Origin of the sequence: Corynebacterium sp. L4757, assembly GCF_043673995.1 — a bacterium.
Classification (GTDB): Bacteria; Actinomycetota; Actinomycetes; order Mycobacteriales; family Mycobacteriaceae; genus Corynebacterium.
Genome location: NZ_JBIMEN010000002.1, coordinates 245,183 through 262,564 on the forward strand (window position 1 = coordinate 245,183; position 17,382 = coordinate 262,564).

Annotated in this window: 17 protein-coding genes; 10 read left to right on the forward strand and 7 right to left on the reverse strand. The window is 54.7% G+C overall.

Annotated features, from left to right (window positions below):
- Positions 1-7 precede the first annotated feature (7 nt).
- From ACG98I_RS03635 to ACG98I_RS03645, 3 genes are all read right to left on the reverse strand, one after another.
- Positions 8-1,030: a FecCD family ABC transporter permease gene (locus ACG98I_RS03635; protein WP_394718469.1), complete on the reverse strand. Its 1,023-nt coding sequence runs from the start codon at positions 1,028-1,030 to the stop codon at positions 8-10.
- A complete protein-coding gene (locus ACG98I_RS03640) occupies positions 1,030-2,010 on the reverse strand; it encodes a FecCD family ABC transporter permease (RefSeq protein ID WP_394718830.1) in 981 nt (326 codons plus the stop codon). The genes ACG98I_RS03635 and ACG98I_RS03640 overlap by 1 nt, the downstream gene beginning before the upstream one ends.
- Positions 2,011-2,194: 184 nt before the next feature.
- The gene (locus ACG98I_RS03645; protein ID WP_394718470.1) at positions 2,195-3,301 is read right to left on the reverse strand and encodes an iron-siderophore ABC transporter substrate-binding protein; all 1,107 of its coding nucleotides are present in this window, start codon (positions 3,299-3,301) and stop codon (positions 2,195-2,197) included.
- A gap of 243 nt (positions 3,302-3,544) precedes the next feature.
- Here ACG98I_RS03645 and ACG98I_RS03650 point away from each other — a divergent pair, with 243 nt between their 5' ends.
- From ACG98I_RS03650 to ACG98I_RS03675, 6 genes are all read left to right on the forward strand, one after another.
- A complete protein-coding gene (locus tag ACG98I_RS03650) occupies positions 3,545-4,909 on the forward strand; it encodes an MFS transporter (RefSeq protein ID WP_394718832.1) in 1,365 nt (454 codons plus the stop codon).
- 71 nt (positions 4,910-4,980) lie between these two features.
- Positions 4,981-5,889, forward strand: coding sequence for an exodeoxyribonuclease III (locus ACG98I_RS03655; RefSeq protein WP_394718472.1), 909 nt, complete (start codon positions 4,981-4,983; stop codon positions 5,887-5,889).
- 146 nt (positions 5,890-6,035) lie between these two features.
- Entirely contained in the window at positions 6,036-6,227 is a 192-nt protein-coding gene (locus ACG98I_RS03660; protein WP_394718473.1) for a hypothetical protein, read from the forward strand.
- Between the two features lie 152 nt (positions 6,228-6,379).
- Entirely contained in the window at positions 6,380-7,414 is a 1,035-nt protein-coding gene (gene trpS / locus ACG98I_RS03665) for a tryptophan--tRNA ligase (protein ID WP_394718475.1), read from the forward strand.
- 57 nt (positions 7,415-7,471) lie between these two features.
- Positions 7,472-8,554 carry a YhjD/YihY/BrkB family envelope integrity protein gene (locus ACG98I_RS03670; protein ID WP_394718477.1) on the forward strand — a complete coding sequence of 361 codons (1,083 nt, stop codon included), beginning with the start codon at positions 7,472-7,474 and terminating at the stop codon, positions 8,552-8,554.
- A gap of 91 nt (positions 8,555-8,645) precedes the next feature.
- The gene (locus tag ACG98I_RS03675) at positions 8,646-9,641 is read left to right on the forward strand and encodes an RDD family protein (protein WP_394718479.1); all 996 of its coding nucleotides are present in this window, start codon (positions 8,646-8,648) and stop codon (positions 9,639-9,641) included.
- On the opposite strand, the gene ACG98I_RS03680 is transcribed toward ACG98I_RS03675, so the two are convergent.
- The gene (locus ACG98I_RS03680) at positions 9,571-10,920 is read right to left on the reverse strand and encodes a D-alanyl-D-alanine carboxypeptidase family protein (protein ID WP_394718481.1); all 1,350 of its coding nucleotides are present in this window, start codon (positions 10,918-10,920) and stop codon (positions 9,571-9,573) included. The two genes, ACG98I_RS03675 and ACG98I_RS03680, sit on opposite strands and share 71 nt — an antisense overlap.
- 87 nt (positions 10,921-11,007) lie before the next feature.
- On the opposite strand from ACG98I_RS03680, the gene ACG98I_RS03685 reads away from it, so the two are divergent.
- On the forward strand, positions 11,008-11,958 hold the full coding sequence (locus tag ACG98I_RS03685; protein WP_394718482.1) for an adenosine deaminase: 951 nt from the start codon (positions 11,008-11,010) through the stop codon (positions 11,956-11,958).
- A 14-nt stretch (positions 11,959-11,972) separates the two neighbouring features.
- Complete coding sequence (locus ACG98I_RS03690; RefSeq protein ID WP_394718483.1) at positions 11,973-13,046, forward strand: alpha/beta hydrolase; 1,074 nt, start codon at positions 11,973-11,975, stop codon at positions 13,044-13,046.
- Between the two features lie 105 nt (positions 13,047-13,151).
- Here ACG98I_RS03690 and ACG98I_RS03695 read toward each other — a convergent pair whose 3' ends face one another.
- The 3 genes from ACG98I_RS03695 to ACG98I_RS03705 are packed head-to-tail and all read right to left on the reverse strand — an operon-like array spanning position 13,152 to position 15,803.
- Complete coding sequence (locus ACG98I_RS03695; protein WP_394718485.1) at positions 13,152-14,390, reverse strand: hypothetical protein; 1,239 nt, start codon at positions 14,388-14,390, stop codon at positions 13,152-13,154.
- Between the two features lie 22 nt (positions 14,391-14,412).
- Entirely contained in the window at positions 14,413-15,468 is a 1,056-nt protein-coding gene (locus ACG98I_RS03700; protein ID WP_394718487.1) for a C40 family peptidase, read from the reverse strand.
- A gap of 41 nt (positions 15,469-15,509) precedes the next feature.
- Positions 15,510-15,803 (reverse strand): transducer protein Htr23, encoded by a 294-nt coding sequence (locus ACG98I_RS03705; protein ID WP_394718489.1) that lies wholly within the window; start codon positions 15,801-15,803, stop codon positions 15,510-15,512.
- 57 nt (positions 15,804-15,860) lie between these two features.
- On the opposite strand from ACG98I_RS03705, the gene upp reads away from it, so the two are divergent.
- Both upp and ACG98I_RS03715 read left to right on the forward strand, forming a co-directional pair.
- Entirely contained in the window at positions 15,861-16,496 is a 636-nt protein-coding gene (gene upp, locus ACG98I_RS03710) for a uracil phosphoribosyltransferase (RefSeq protein ID WP_394718490.1), read from the forward strand.
- A gap of 185 nt (positions 16,497-16,681) precedes the next feature.
- Entirely contained in the window at positions 16,682-17,263 is a 582-nt protein-coding gene (locus ACG98I_RS03715) for a helix-turn-helix domain-containing protein (protein WP_394718492.1), read from the forward strand.
- Positions 17,264-17,382 lie beyond the last annotated feature (119 nt).

The window sequence follows — 17,382 nt, forward strand, 5'->3', positions numbered from 1 at the left end:
GAAAGTCCTATCGCGATGATCGAGTAAGTAAGTAAATAAGAAATGGTGCGCCAATCGCGCCGGTAATCACACCGACGGGGTAGCGGGTGCTAAAGAGATATTGCCCAGCAAGGTCAGCCACCAGCACCAACAGTGCGCCGAGCAGGCCCGCGGGGAGCACAAGGGATACGCCGGGTTTAAAGATGCGAGACGCAATCGGTCCTGCCATAAAGGCGACGAAAGCAATTGGGCCGGTGGCAGCGGTAGCAATCGCGATGAGTATGACGGCGCCGACGAACAGGATCACGCGGGTCATCGTTAAGCGAATGCCCAAACCGCGGGCAAGGTCATCACCGAGGCGCAAAATCGACAGCGGGTGGGAAAGCGCAATCATGAGCGGTGCCAGGATGATGACCGTGATGATGACGGGCATGCCGCGTTCCCAGCTCATGGTGTTAAGGGATCCGGTGATCCAGCGGGTAGCGGTGGGCAAATCCCACGCAGCCGCGTTGGAGAGCACATATGAAGTCCACGCCTGCATGATGGCGGCACAGCCAATGCCGATGAGGATCATGCGCGTACCGGTAAAACCGGACTTAATAGACAGCAAATAAATAATGACCGCGATGGTCAGTGAGGCAATGGTGGACATGATGGACACGGAAGTTTGTCCCATGCCGAACATGATGATGCCGGTTGCGCCCGCCGCGGATGCGGAGGCAGAAATACCGATGATGTCTGGTGAGGCCAGCTGGTTGCGCAGCATGGTCTGGAAAATCGTGCCGGCAATACCAAATGCCAAGCCCACAAAGATCGCTACCGTTGCGCGCGGAAGGCGCAGCGTGCCGACGGTAAAGCTGGCGCCAGGTACCTGCTCACCCATGATGACAGCAAAGACATCAGACGGGGAGTAGAAAGTTTCGCCGATGATGAGGGAAGCAAACCATACGGCGATGACGGCGATGGCTAAGACCGCGATGAGCGCCCAATAGTGCAGGCTGCGCTTCTTGCGCGCGGACGCCAGTGATGTTGCCAGGGTAGTGGTGCTCATTAGGCTAGCTCCCTGACTTTAGTATTACGGACAATCCAGATAAATAGTGGTGCGCCAATTAGCGGCACCAAAATTCCTACGGCCAATTCTGATGGGCGGGTGACCACGCGGCCGATGGTGTCAGCCACCGTCAACAGTAGTGCGCCAGCTAGTCCGGTCAGCGGCAGCAGCCAGCGGTGATCCGTACCGCAGATGAGGCGAATCAGGTGTGGAACGATAAGACCCACGAAAGAAATAGGACCAGCGAGCGCGGTGGCGGTACCGCAGAGCATGACCGCGCCCAACGTAGCCACCAGGCGGGTGGTGATGACTTTGACGCCTAAGCCGGTGGCGACGTCATCGCCCAGTGCCAAGGCATTAAGCCCGGGCGCGCAGCCGAGGACGAGCAGCAGGCCGATGCCCAGAAAAGGCAGGGAGAGACCTAATACATTCCACTCGGCACCGCCGACGGAACCGATCTGCCAGAAGCGGAATTGGTCCATGACATCAGCGCGCGGCAACAAGATTGCCGAAACCAAACTGGATGTGGCCGCTGCGGTCGCAGCGCCCGAAAGCGCGAGTTTCAATGGCGTTGCGCCACCACGGCCTAATGAGCCGACGAAGTAGACGAAGATGGCTGCAGCGAGTGAACCGCACATGGCGGCAATCATCGTGGGGACGGGACGCGAGAGCCCAAAGAAGGCGATACCGGTGACCACGGCGAGCGAAGCGCCGGAAAGGACGCCGAAAATGCCGGGATCGGCTAGTGGATTGCGGGTAACGCCCTGCAGTGTTGTGCCTGATAGTGCGAGTGCGGCACCGACCACTACTGCCATGACCGTGCGCGGCAAACGGGTCGAGGCAGCAGCTTGTTCAGCGGTCTCGGTCGCACCACTGATGGCAGCGATGGCGTCCTCAATTGAAATTGAGCGCACGCCAAACATAACCGATGCAACGCATGCGACGGCTAGAGCGATGAGCAGGAACACGAATACTGCGATGCGTACCCCGACTGGACGCTTTTTCCCAGCATCACCAGCCTGGGATGCCCGCGCGGCACCAGCCAAGTCACCTGCGGTCGGCGACTCGTGGCGGCCGGCGTCATCAGCAGGCGCTAGCAGTTTCACGGACTTTTCAGACACTGCGAAAAGGTTCCCTCTAACTAAAAATTATGGATGTGCCGAACTATTCAGATTCAAAAGCTGTGTTGAGCTCGGCGAAATACTCATCAATGCCCCAAGGTATAGACAGTGGGGATGGGTTGGCAGCAGCGCCCAGTGGGCCTGCTTCCAAAAAGACCACGCGGCCTTCAGCGATAGCTGGAATCTTCGACATCAGTGGATCAGCCTGCATGTCCTCTAGGGTCTGCTGGTCAGCTGCTTCATCACCAGAAGAGTAGGAGATGAAGAAGTCCACATCTTCGAATTGCTCTGGGTTTTCAGCAGATACTTCTTCCCAGAAAGAATCAGAATTGCCGGTGTATTCTTCCACGATCTCTGGGGTCTCAAAACCAGTTTCTTCCAGGAATCCCGCACGTGGATCATCCAGGGTGTAGAAGCCAATCATGGACTCAGAAGAAGCACCACCGAAGGAAGTAAACAGTGGCTTCTTACCTTCCAATTCTGGGTATTGTGCCATGGCATCAGCAACCTGCTGCTTCAAATCAGCGTTGAGCTCCTCGCCTTCTTCGGCCAGTCCCAGACCCGCTGCATCCAAAGACACCATGTCATAGGCAGAAGTGGTCCACGGCTTATCTGGGTAGGCAACCACAGGCGCAATCTGAGACAGAGTGTCGTAGTCTTCCTGGGTCAGACCAGAGTAGGCAGCCAAGATGACATCTGGCTGGGTATCAGCGATCTGCTCGAATGGGATGCCATCGGTTTCATCGAAAAGCACTGGCTCTTCGGCACCAAGCTCTTCGAGCTTCTCCTCGGTCCATGGCATGATGCCATTGTCATCATCATCGCCCCAGGTGGACTTGGACATGCCTACTGGCACGATGCCAAACGCCAATGGAACCTCGTGGTTTGCCCAGCCAACGGTGGCAACGCGTTCTGGCTTGGACTCAATGACAGTCTCGCCCAACGCATGCTCAACGGTGACAGGGAATTGCGCTTCATCAGCTGGGTTGGTGGACTCGCCTTCTCCACCTTCGGTACCTTCAGAAGACTCAGACGCAGAAGAGTCGGAACCTGCTGCGGAATCGGTGCTCGCGCTATCGGAGCACGCAGCCAAGGTCAAAGCTGCGATGGCTGATACAGCGGTGAGGCGAACAAGTTTGGATGTATGCACGGTGTGGACCTCCACGAAAATGGGCAGGCTAGCCTGCCCTAAATGATTTTAGGATAACCTATGTTAATCCTCGTGCATGTGGCCTTGTCAATATGGTTTAGCTGTCAGTTCAGGTAGCTATACCCTATAGCTGCGGTTTTCTATCATTCGTGGTGTGGTGCACAGTGTCAAGAGCTTTTTATGTTTTCTCACTTGACATGCAGGTTTATCCCACTGTTGGGTAAGGTTGCGCGGGTGAATGAGATGCGCGGAAATGAATATGACAAAGACCGGAATCTTCAGCGTGATAACAACCACAATAGTGAAACTTTAGGATCAACTACCGATCAGTCTTCTAATCCAATTGATTCGAAGCGATCGGTGACTACGCATGCTTCCCCGAAGGATGCCTCAGAGTATGAGGCGCAACGCCGACTGCGCTATCGCCGTCACCCGCGTCCGCTGCAGACGGATATTTCTAATATTCGCCGCATCCTTGTGGTCATCGTATTAGCGATGGGTGGGTTTGCCATCGGTACCACGGAGTTCGTCTCCATGGGACTGTTGCCAATGATTTCTGGTGATTTGGGTATTTCTGAGGGCCAGGCTTCTCATATTATTTCCGCTTACGCACTCGGCGTGGTGGTTGGTGCGCCACTCATTACGGCGTTTACCGGCAAGATTCCGCGCAGGCGTTTGCTGATTATCTTGATGACGGCCTTCATCATCGGCAATGGCTTAGGCATCTTTGCCGAAAATTACGCCGTGCTCGTAATCGCCCGTTTCATCGCGGGCCTGCCACATGGTGCGTATTTCTCCGTCGCCGGTCTTTCAGCTGCGTCGATGGCGCCGGCCGGTGCGCGCGGCAAGGCCGTTGCGATGGTCGGCATGGGCCTGTCCGTTGCGACCGTCGCTGGTGTTCCTGCGGCACAAGCCTTGGGCTCGGCATTCGGCTGGCAAGCGGCTTATGCGCTGGTTGTTGCGGTAGGTGCTTTGACCCTGGCCGGCCTGTGGGTCTTTATGCCGCACATGATTAAGATGCCGCCAACCTCAGTGAAGACGGAGCTCGGCGCCTTTGGCCGCCCGCAGGTCTGGCTATCTTTGGCCATGGGTTCCGTTGGGTTCGGCGGCATGTTCGCTGTGTATACCTACATCACCTGGACCATGACCGATCGTGCTGGCATGGTAGAAAATCTCATGTGGTTGGTGCTGATGGTCTACGGCATCGGCAACGTGGCCGGCAATTACTTCGGCGGTTGGCTCGCTGACCGGAACCTGGAAAAGGGAGTTCTTTTCTCACTGGTCAGCATCTCATTGATTCTCATCGCCTTCTTCTTTACTTCATTGAACCCGATATTGGGCACGATTACTTTCGGCCTTATTGGTTTCTTCGGTGCATCACTCACTCCAAGCCTGCAGATTCGCCTCATGGACGTTGCCGGTGATGCCCAAACGCTGGCGGCCTCGTTGAATCACTCAGCACTGAATCTGGCCAATGCGGCAGGCGCCGCAATCGGCGGTGTCGTCGTTGGCGCAGGCATGGGGTATGCCTCACCAGCCCTGGCGGGTGCAGCGCTCTCGGCCGCTGCCATCCTGATTTGGATTGGCGCGCAATTCGTGAAGAAATAACCGTTCCGTGCGTACTGAGCGTATGGAACGTGAATGACGGGAAAGAAAAAGACATGGCTAGACTGTGGGCCATGTCTTTAACTATTGCTTCAGTCAACGTCAATGGCATTCGCGCCGCATGCAAGCAGCGCAATGAACTCAATCCTGGAATGAATGCCTGGTTGGAAGAAACCAGTGCAGATATCGTGCTCATGCAGGAAGTACGCGCGAACCCTGCTCAAACTGAGGCAGCGCTCAAACCAGCTTTGGATGCCGGTTGGCATCTCGCTATGGCGGATGCACTGACTCCTGGCGCGAAAGGCCGCGCTGGTGTGGGCATCTTATCCCGCACCCCGCTGACGGACGTTTCCATCGGTTTTGGCTCTTTCCTTGAATCCGGTCGCTGGATTGAAGCAACCACCGCTGGTGTTCGCGTGGCATCGCTGTATCTGCCATCGGGTGATGTGGATTCCCCGAAGCTGGATGAAAAGTACACCTTCCTGGATGAATTCGCAGATGTTCTGGAGGAGCGCGCGAAGGCACACACTGAGATGGTCATTGGCGGAGACTGGAATATCTGCCATCGTGCCCAAGACTTGAAGAATAATAAGTCCAATGAGAAAAAGTCCGGCCACCTACCGGAAGAGCGTGCCTTTATGGATCATGTCTTCGGTGCTTTCCCTGATGCTGAGCCACAGGTCAAGAAGGGGCTGGGGGACTACCTTGGCGTGATTGAGTATGAGACCAAGACCGAATGGGAGGCAACCGAGGATCCCCAGTGGTTCGACGTTGCCCGCCGTCTTGCCCCAGAAGCAGATGGTCCTTATACCTGGTGGACCTACCGTGGACAGGCCTTCAATAATGACGCAGGTTGGCGCATTGACTACCAGGCAGCGACTGACTCCATGCTGCAGCGTGCGCAACGCAGCTGGGTGGAGAAGGCTCCAAGTGTGGAAGAACGTTGGTCTGACCACTCACCACTGCTGGTCGAGTACTCCTAAGAGGGGGTTGCGGGGTGAGGTTTGCACCGGCAAATCTTAGTCTTTGGCTGATTAAGTGATAAACTTTCTGTGAACAATATTTGGTGAAGCTGGCACGGCGCTGATTTCACTCACGCTACCGTTTAGAACACAATGGAGTAGACCCTATGTCTCGCGCATTTATTTACCTTGTCCTCGGTGCAGTTTTGGTTGCTCTGGGTATCTGGTGGTGGACCGTCATTGGTCCGTCCTTCGCTTTCCTTGCTCCATTGATCGTTATGTCAGTGGGCGGCGCATTCGTAGTTGGTGGCATCGCAGTTGCACTCGATGTTCACTCACCAACGAGCCGCAAGATTTAAGTTAAAGCTCCCCGCGCTTTCTTAAATTCATCTTCAAGCGTCTTGGTCGGATAAGTACACAGCTTTTGTGTCAGCCGTCTAAGGCGCTTTTTGGTATCTGTGACCTATGTCAGGTGCGCAGGTGAAAACCCACCACACTAAGGTAGAAAAACATGACTGATTCAACTCCTATGCCACAACCAGGTAATCGTATTCTTTCCGGCATTCAGCCAACTGCTGATTCCTACCACCTTGGAAATTACCTGGGTGCGCTCAAGCAGTGGATTGACCTGCAGGATGGCTATGATGCGTTCTACTTCATTCCAGACCTGCACGCGATTACCGTGGATCAGGATCCGAAGGAGTTGCGTGAGCGCACCGTCGCTGGTGCGGCACAGCTGATTGCGCTGGGCATTGACCCGCAGCGTTCCACCCTCTTCGTGCAATCGCAGGTGCCAGCGCACGCTGAACTGACTTGGGTATTGCAGTGCTTGACCGGTTTCGGTGAAGCATCGCGCATGACCCAATTCAAGGATAAGTCCGCACGTCAGGGCCAAGACCGCGCATCGGTCGGCCTTTTCACCTACCCGGTGCTGATGGCGGCAGATATCTTGCTCTACTCGCCACACTTTGTGCCAGTGGGTGAGGACCAGCGTCAGCACCTGGAGCTGACCCGCAACCTAGCGGAGCGTTTCAACTCCCGTTATGGTGAGACCTTCCGCGTACCGGATGCTTATATTCCGGAGGGTGCTGCAAAGATTTATGACTTGCAGGAACCAACCGCGAAGATGTCTAAGTCTGGGCAGAATCCGAAGGGCCTGATTAACCTGCTGGACGCGCCAAAGACGTCCGCTAAGCGCATTCGTTCTGCAGTCACCGATGATTTGGGCGTGGTTAACTTTGACCGCGAGAACCAGCCAGGCGTAACTAACTTGCTGGCTATTCAGTCGGCGTTGACCAATGACAGCATCGATGACCTGGTGCAGCGCTATGACGGCGTGGGCTATGGCCAGTTGAAGGTTGATACCGCTGATGCCCTGGAAGCTTTTGTCACGCCGCTGAAGGCACGCTTTGATGAATTGATGGATGATCGCGGTGAAATTGAGCGCTTGCTTGCCGATGGCGCCGATAAAGCCATCGAGGTTTCCACACCTCTTCTTGAAAACGTTTATGACAAGATTGGGTTTCTTCCTGCACGCCGACGCTAATTCCCGTCTAGTGTAGATGTGAATCAGCTGAACACTTTCTAGAAAGGGCCTTTGGATATGGTTGCCGCTACCAAACCGCACGATAAAAGGACCGATAACTACGGAATCGAGCGTTCAAACCAGGACGACCCTGGCGCAGTAGACAAAATCCGGAAGCGCTCCGGGTTTGTTGATCACATCATGCGGATGCAGGAACGCTATGTGGCCCAAGGCGGCAACCAATTCTCCGCGGGTGTTACTTATTACTCGGTATTGGCGATCTTCCCGATCTTCATGCTGACCGTCGCCGTTATCGCGACGGTGCTGGCGAATCGCGAAGATCTCATGCAGCAGGTCCAAGACGCCATTACTGAGGCAGTGGATGGCGAGTTAGGCAATACCATTAATGAAATCCTGGTCACTGCCATTGACCAGCGTGGCGCTATGTTCGGCGTAGCCGGTCTGACCACCTTGTGGTCAGGACTGGGATGGATGAATAACTTGCGCATTGGTATTTCCGCGATGTGGGGGCTTGACGCAAATGAAGGCGGCGGCAACTTCGTGGTGAAAAAGCTTAATGACCTGGTTGGTTTGATTGGCTTGCTGGTCGCGTTCATCGTAGCTTTTGCGGTAACTGCTTTGGGTACATCAGGTATTATTCCGCAAATCTTTGACTGGATGGGCATCGATCAGTTCCCAGGCATGAGTTGGGTCATTTTCGCAGCTGGTCTGGCCGTTGGTTTGCTGGCCAACTTCCTAGTGATGTGGTGGCTGATTGTTATCTTGCCGCGCACCAAGGTCCCACTGAAGTCCGGTGCAAAGGGCGCGTTGCTCGGCGCAATCGCGCTCGAGCTGATTAAGCAGCTCTCCACCGTGATTATCTCTTCGGCCACCAATAATCCCGCCGGTGCGGTATTTGGGCCGGTTATTGTTTTGATGGTCATGATGTACCTCATCTGGCGCATAGTGATGTACGTGTCCGCGTGGACCGCCACCACTGAGGAGGCCCTTGCTCTGGAGGAGCCAGCTGTTCCTGAACCCGCGGTGATTCGCGTGCGTCAGGAGATCTCTGAAGGGCCATCCGCAGGCACCACCTTCGGTATTGGTGCAGCAATTGGTGCAGTGACAACAGGGGCTGTGGCCCTTTGGCGCCGGAAGTAAGAAACTTGCACACACCGGTGCACAGGAAATTGGCACTGGCGTGCGATATATTGCCTGTTGATTGGCAGGTGTCCGCGCTATAGTTGGGGGCATGAGCCACAGCTACGCGCCTGATCTGTACAAGCATATGAAGCTTGACAGCAATGATGAATCTGCAGCCTTAGGAATTTTATTAGCTGCACGTGATGCCGATTTTGAAAGTCACGGGGTTACGGCCAATGACCCACGTCGTAAGGAAATCCAGCTGTGCTACGCAATCTTGTCTAAGCCAGAAGTGCGCAAGCACTATGATGACGCGATCACTGCGGGACGCCGCATCACATGGCCAGAAATTGAGCACCTAGCTAATTTTGGAATCTGGCCGGACCCCGCGACTCGCGTGAATCCGGCTGCGCCGCAGCCTCAGACGCGCGGCTGGTCCAGCCCGCAAGGCGTGCCGCAGCAGGGACCGCAACGCCAGGCCCCGCAGAACTTCGCTCCGCAAAACTTTGCTCCACAACCGCAGCCTCAGCAGCAGCCACAGTTTAACCAGCAGCCCAACCAGGCGCCTTATGCGCAGCCACAGAGCGCGCAAAGTCCCTATGCACAGCCTTTTAATCCTTATCAGCAGAAGGACTATCAGCATCAGCAGATGGTGCCGCAGCCACAGCAAGCACCGGCTTTTCAACATGATCCTGCGGTAGCGCAGCGGCCATCGTCCGGAGCCCGCATTGGTATGGCGCTCATGGACTGGATCATCATTGGTGCTATTCCCACAGTCATGGTGGCTAATGAATCCATTTTTGGGGCTCTCATCGCGGGCATCATCGCGGTATTGCTGTTCGTGGGAACCGAGGTCACCTGGGGCGGCTCACCGGCGAAGCTGATGCTCGGTTACCGCGTGCGTGATGTCAATACTCACGAAAAGCTCAGTTGGAAGCAGTCACTGAAACGTCAGTGGTTTAGGTCCATCCTGATTGTCCCGGGGTTTGGACAAACTGTCGGTTTCATTGGTGCGCTGGCAACGAGCTTTACCATTACCCCCGAGAACGGGCTGCGTGGCGCCCACGACCGGATGGCCGACGCAGAAGTAATAAAGAAGCAATAACTGCGAGAACTAGTACTGCAATGCCAGCAACAATCAGCCAAGCCGTGATCGGGGAGTGTTGATTGCTGCTGGTATTTTCTGTCTGTGCTTGAACATCGGAGTCCTCTGGGGATGGGGCGCTCGCGGCGACAGCCGATGCTTCTTCTGCGGTGTCCTCTTCCAATCCGATGCTTTCGAGCTCATCCAAAGATGAAACTCCTTGGCCTGCTGGGACGTCGTAGGCTTCGTTGAGTAGTAGTTGTGCCTGCTCCCATGCACGTGGCCCGTGGTCAACGGTGGTATCGAGAATAACAGCCATGAGCCTGCGGCCATCCCGATCGAGTGCGCCAACAAAAGTATGGTGCGCGTCATCGGTATAGCCGGTCTTGCCACCAATTCCATCTGGGTCATTCATAAAAAGGCTATTGTCATTCCACAGCTCGTAGCCTTCGAGATCGCCATAACCAGGAAACTCGACGCTTTCTGTACCCACGAGCCGCGCAAAGGTCGGGTTTTCAAATGCTGCGGTGTACAACAGGGCCATATCTGCCGCGGAGGTAGACATACCCGGGGCATCGAGTCCGGAGTAGCTGGCGGCATGGGTAGAGCGCGCGCCTAAATCTTGGGCGAGCTGATTAATCTTCTTCAGTGTTTCCTCATCGCCGCCGAGCTGCTGTGCCAGCGCATGAGCCGCATCATTGCCGGAAGCCATAACTAGGCCCTGCAGGAGTTGTTCTACGGTGTATCGCCCGCCAGGGCCAATGCCCACTGCGGAACCATCAATCGCTGCGTCCTCATCGGTGCCGATAACCTCTTTATCCAAATCCAGTTCTTCAATCGCAACGAGTGCAATGAGGACTTTCAAGATGGATGCTGGACGGTAGCGCCCGTGCGGATCTTTGGTCGCGACAACTTCACCGGTATCCAGATCAGAAACAGCCCACGATGCTGCGCGCACATCATCATCTACGTTGAAACCCTCAGGTGCCTGAATGCCACAGTTGTTGCTTGGTACCTCAGGCAGGGGAGCGGGCGATTCCTGCCCTGGGGCTAAAACCTCCGATGTAGTTACTGGCTCCGGAGGCAGGAGTGCCTGCGGGCACTGATCCGTATTCGGGGCAGCTTCGCGCGTAGAAGATACTTCGGCATCCTCTGAATTTGGATCATCATCGACGCCATCGCGGACATCATCAAACAGGTCCACCACATCGGTATCAGTGATATCGGTGGGCTCGGAGTCCTGCGCGAAAGCGGGAGCAGAAAAGGACAGCGGAGCCACAGTGAGTGAGGTGATCACCATGGCGGAAACTACTCTGCGGCTGAGGGTGAGCTTAGAGTTACTGGAAAAGGCATTCATTGTGTGAAATATCTTAGGGTGCGGTTTACTATGGCTGGCATGTATGACGCGCCTTTAATCAGCCCTGAAAACAAAGACTCCAATTCCGAGATCTACGCAAGCCTCCCAAAAATTGAGCTAGCTGCTGCCGTTGAGCCAGCGCAAGACATTGCTAAAGCATTTACTGAGACCTTGGATGCACTGGAATCCGAGAATGTGATTTATGCCGAAATTCGCCTCAATCCAGCTGATTTCGCTGAAGCTTTAGGCGATGGCACCGTGGTGGACCTACTCGCGAATGCCAAGACCGCCATTGATGACCACAAGGTGGACGCGCGCATCATCCTTGAAACCACCACGGATGCAGATAACGTATCCGAACTCGCTGAGTTCGCCATCCATAGCGATGACATCGCTGGCTACGCCCTCATCGGAAATGACATTCCGGCCCATCATGAAACTCTGCGCAAGCTGAATGAGAACTTTGTGCCCGTAGTCGTGGAAGGTGACTTCCAGGCAATTGAAGCAGGCGTGAAAGCCGGAGCCACTCGCATCAACGCCGGCATTGATATCATCGATGATTTCTCTGCAACGGTGGAAGGTATTCAACCAGGCGTGGTAACTGGGTGGATTCGTGATCGTCACATCACCGTGGAGCTGCAACCTGATGATGATGTGGCCAATGGCGACGCCGATACCCTGGCTGATCACCCTTTGCCACTGCTACAACAGCTTGGATTTACGTGTGCGGTGGGAGCGGCATCGTTGACCGATCAATTCACTTCTTTGAATGAGAACATGGGATATGGCCTGGAAGAGTTCTTTGAGCTAACCGTTGCAGCTATTCAAAACAGCTTCAGCGACCAAGAACACCGCCAGCACATCATTGAAACCATCATCTTGCCGGCTTATGAAGAATTCTCTTCCACTGAGTTCGCGGAGGATGCAGCTGCCCGTGAAGCAGCTGAAGCCGACCACGATGATGAAGATGACACCGAATAGAAAGTATTAAAACTATGGCGTCGCAACAGAAAGGCACCGAACGTAAATCTCGTGCCAAGGTTCTGGCAGGACTAGCTGCTGTGGGACTCCTCGGCGCAGGTTTAGGCGTTTTCATGAAGAAACGTCAGCCGCTCGTTGCGCAGGTGTCTGATGAGTTGCGAACGCCATTTTTAAACTTTCCCCAAACCCTGGTTCCACAATCAATTGTTGGCCCGCTCATGGGCATGGGTGCCAAGATGGATATCGTCCGTCCACCTGAGCATGACGCGGACATCTCCGTTATTGAGGGCATTAGCCCTGATGATGGCCATCCGTTTAGTGCGCGCCAGATTGAGCCGAAAAGGAAATTAGACGGTCCAGTACCTGCCATGGTGTGGATTCACGGAGGTGGGCACCTGCTGGGTACTCCTGGTCTTTATGACCCGCAGAATGCGCAGGTTGCAGATGAACTGGGCATGAAAGTATTTGCCGTGTCATATCGCAAGGCTTCAGAAGCGCCTTTTCCTGCGGACGTCGATGATTGCTTTGCCGCGCTGCGCTGGGTGCAGGATAACGCCGAGGGCTTAGGCATCGACCCGGAACGTATTGCAGTATGCGGTGATAGCGCAGGTGGTGGCTTGGCAGCAAGCGTGGTGCAGCGCGCGATTGGTGAGCAGCACCCGGTGGCATTCCAGGGCCTGGTATATCCGATGCTGGATCACCGAACTGGTACAGAAGCTGAACCGAAGAAGAATATTCCAACGGCCCGCGGGCAATTTGTGTGGACCCCGAATTTCAACGCTGCCGCGTGGAATCTTTACCTGGGAGCAGACCACCTTGAAGCTGAGCTCCCAGACTATGCCTCACCGTTATTTCGCGAAGATGTCTCCACCATGCCACCGACGTGGATTGGTATTGGTGACCTGGACCTATTTTATGATGAGGCGCGAGAATTCGCTGACAACCTGGAAGGCGCAGGCGTTGAGGTGAGCGTTGATGTCTATGAAGGGGCTTATCACGGCTTCAACCATCTTGTGCCAAAAGCACAAGCGTCTGCGAAGCTGTCCGATGACCTTATCGCCGCGATGGCGAATGCCTTGAGAATTTAGTCCTCACAACATAATGCCCTGATGATAGCCATGAAAATGGCTTTCATCAGGGCATTCCTGTGTGTTTCTTTTAGCCGCTGCGGTTACTCGCGCGAGTAACCGCAGTTAGAACTTGGAGAAACGCTTAGTAAGCATCTCTTCCAGGCCCTTCCACGCCTCAGCGTGGTCATTGTATGGCTTGGAAGGGACATAACCTGCGGTCTCCGTGGAACCGAGCATGTAGCCCAGGTAGTCCTGGAAGCGTGGGTTTGCGAGCATGAATGAGTTGATCGAGTCATCCCCAGCCCAGTCCGCGGCATCCGCGCAGACTTCGTAGCAACGGCTCATCTGGTCAGTATCTACTGAATCCGGGCCAGTGGTGATGTCACGAACGATACCGTTGAAGGTGTACTGGTTATCTGGGTGCACGCTGAATTCCAGCTCGCCCGCCATTGCTGCGGTCACCAGGTCTTCCCAGGTAGATACACGCGCGAGATCGTGGTCATCATTTTCCATGATCCAACGCATCAGCTGCTTGGAAGTTGGGAAGGTGAAGATTTCGCCCCACTTGCCCAAGAACACTGGTGAGCTGCCCAGGTAGGTGCGCAGGGTGTAGACGGACTTGGAATCGACGGTGATCTTCACCGGGTCGATACCAGCGGCAGCCCAGGGGGAACCGTCATAAGGATCGGCAGCTTCTTTTTGTTCCTTGCGCTGCTCTTCGAGCTTCTTGCGCTTTTCTTCTGCAGCTTGATTAGCCGCAGAAATCTTCGACGCTGCCTCAGTGACCTTCTTTTCATCGAGCTCGGTGGAAGAAACAATGCGGGCCTGCTCATCCAAGTCCTCGATAACGCCCTTCCAGTTATTGAGGACAACACGGCCAATAGCGGTCCATTCTTTCAAGCCTTGCTCACCGGAGAAATGGTCAAGGCCGCGGGAAGCATTACGCAAGATAGAGTGGCTGGCGAAGAAGATGGTGGTGTGCTGGGCACCTGTGACAGAAGAGATAACTTCGGCCATCTCAAAATTACGAGCTACCGCCGAAACATTCTCATGGCTAGGGCGACCAGCGAGGAATTCTGGCACGGCGATGAGGTCATAGATATCGCGCTTATCGGGGCTGACGCGGTTGGCTGGTCCCTTATTGAAGGCTTCCCACTCTGGGTGATCACTGAGATCATGGCGCTTTCCTGACTCAATGAAGGTCAGAAGCTCTGCCTCGGTGCGGAAACCAAGGATAGAATCATCATCTCCCAACAAGGCCTGCCAATCAGTACCTTGCTGGCGCCACTTTGGCGCCCACAGGGTATAGAAATCGCCTTCAGTTAAAGAAACTTTAATCGGAACAATCGCGCGTGAGCTCATGGCCAACGATTCTACCCAAACGCTATGCTGTCGGACGCCAGAAGCCCTTGAATTCCATTCCCATGTTGCTGGTTCGTAGCGGATTAACCTGAACAGGATCGCCTGCTTCTACTATTTGGCCATCGCCCGCGTACATTGCCACGTGGCCGTCCCAGACCACTAGATCGCCTTTGACCAACTGATCTGCAGATACTTGTTGACCCACGGTTTGTTGCTCAGCCAAACGAGGAAGCTCCACGCCGGCCTCGCGATAGGCGTATTGCGTCAGCCCTGAACAATCGAAGCCTTGTGGAGATGTACCACCCCATACGTAGGGGGTACCAACCATGGACAATGCGGTATCGACTGCCTTTTCTCCGGCCGCTGAAGCTTCACCGGAATCTTCAATATCTCCTGCACCCGAACTTCCTGAGTCCACGCTGCTTCCCGTACCGCCTCCGGTACTGCTACCAGCACCTCCACCAGCGCCGCTACCCGGGCTTGCTCCAGTCGCTGGAGCAGATCCAGAGCTGGTTGAGTCCGAGGTTATACTGAGTGAAGACTCCGCAAGACCACGCACATTGCCCAATTGCGTGCTTACTTCCTTCGCACCAGGAATATGTGTGCCAGCCTGTTGGGAAACGGCTTGGAGTGTTTCCAAATCATCCAGGCCAGCACTGACTGCTGAAACCACAGGACGTGCAGCTATCTCTGTTAGGGGATTCGCAATGCCTAAGAGTTCACCGGCAAGCTCAGTGCAGCGGAAGGCAGCTCGGGCAAGATACTCCCACACCAATGCCTTCAGTGCTGCTTGGGAAGATGCCCTGGTAGCTGGGTGCGGAAGTAAGGAGGCCGCTGCCAGCGGTGCCGCCATGGTGAGAAACTCTGCACCCAACTTGATTAAATCGAAACCACAAGCGGAGATGCGTCCGCTGGCTTCTTGCGCCACTGTGAAGATGGTGGATTGATCTGCTTCAAAAATGCCAACAGCATCTAGTATCTTGCTTGGATCGGCACCCGCAGTCTGTGCGAGCGGCGCTAGAGCAGCCATATCGGGTGCATTCACCAGCTGCAATTGCGGGATTTGCGGTGGTGACATTTGAGAGAGCCTATTTAGGGTTTCAGTTAGAAGAAACATCGCTAAACCACCCGAAATTCATGAAAGGCTGATGCCGCGGAGCCATCTTGTGCCTCCGCGGCATCAGCCATAGCGAAACTCGCATCTGCAATGTGGTTCGTGTCAGCGTGAAGCTGCTCAGCGCGGGTGGTTAAATTGGTGATTGCTGCGGTGAGAGTGGTGATGAAGTCTGTAATCGTGGCATCGGTAGGTAATGCCTGTTCTGCCGGCGGAGAAAATTGCGATGCCTGCGAAAGATCCTTTGCCAACACACGCGTGTATTCGGGATCAATGACAAAAGTGCTCAAAGGTTTCATACCTAGGTAAGACTGCGCAAATATAAGAATGGTTCCCCATCATTTACGATGTAGCTTATGGACATCCACGTAGTAGACCACCCACTCGCATCCTCCCGACTGACCCTCATGCGCGATGAGCGCAGCGATAATGCCGCTTTCCGCGCAGCTCTTGCTGACTTGGGCGCGATGCTGGTGTACGAAGCATCCCGTGACCTGCCAGTTGAGCACTTTGATTGCAAGACCCCAGTTGCTATCGCTGATGGCACCCGCCTTTTGGATCCACCAATCATCGTTCCGATTATCCGTGCGGGTCTGGGCATGATTGACCCAGCGTTGTCGATGATTCCTGATGCACAGGTTGGTTTCATCGGTATGGCGCGCAATGAAGAAACCCATGAACCAGTTCCTTATCTGGAAGCGCTGCCTGAAGATCTCACCGGACGCACCGTATTCTTGGTAGACCCTATGTTGGCAACCGGTGGCTCTTTGCTGCATGCACTGAAGCTGTTGGTAGATCGTGGTGCTACTGACATCGTTGCCGTGTGCTTGATTTCTGCACAGCCAGGCGTTGACGCACTGGCTGAGTCTGGCTACCCAGTCCGTTTGGTCACCGCCTGCATTGACCCTGAACTCGATGAAAATGCCTACATCGTGCCTGGCTTGGGCGATGCCGGTGACCGTCTCTACGGCCCACGCAACATAGAGCTCTAATTGGTCTAAACCACCAGCGTAGTGGGGTAGAAACGTGGAAAGTTTCCCGCCGCTGGGTTAAGCTCACAGGCGTCAATGATTCGGGGGATTCATTGGCGTCTTAGTTTTCTAATTTCGATTGCGCTTGCTTAAACAACAAATACGGGCAAGCAATACGGCAAACCTTGGGGGTGAGGTCTGTGGCCGTGAGTGTTGAACGCCTGCTGTGGGCTAGTTATGGATTCACGTTCTCGCAAAACTTGAAAGAGATTCGCCGCCGTCGTGCGGTCACGCAGCAAGCGTTGGCGGAAATCGCTGGGATGTCGCGGACTCAAATCTGCAATCTAGAACGCAATGAGAATAATTCCGGAACCAGCGCCGATCCAGCTTTATCGACGGTGTACAAGTTGGCGTTGGCCTTGGAAGTCCCGCCATCTCTGCTGCTACCGGAGTCGGGGCAGGTTGTGGCCTCAATCTGTACCACCCCACGTACGCGCACGGCTTTGATGAGAATCAAAAAGAAGCAGTCAGCGGAAGCTGCACGTACCACCGCGGCCAGCATCTATATCGATGGTGAACCACCACAGGATGGCATAGGGGAGGGCACCGCAATGTTGCCTGGGGAAGCGAACATGGACGTTTCTGTAGGCGGGGTCGGTTTGAGTGAGGTCGAAGAACCGTTGATTATGACGATTGAGGATCTTGCGCCATTTCCGCGAGATTACACCGAAAGTAAACGCCGAGAGGCGAAACGGGAGCGTGCTAAGAAACCATCGAAGCCGGCCTAGTAGAGCTATTTAATGAAGCCTGAGTGGTCTTTTATTCTCTTAAATCCACAGGCTAGCCTAATTACTTCGAGACTCGATTTATGAACAGCACGGTCTAGTTGTAGAATTGCGCCCAGAAG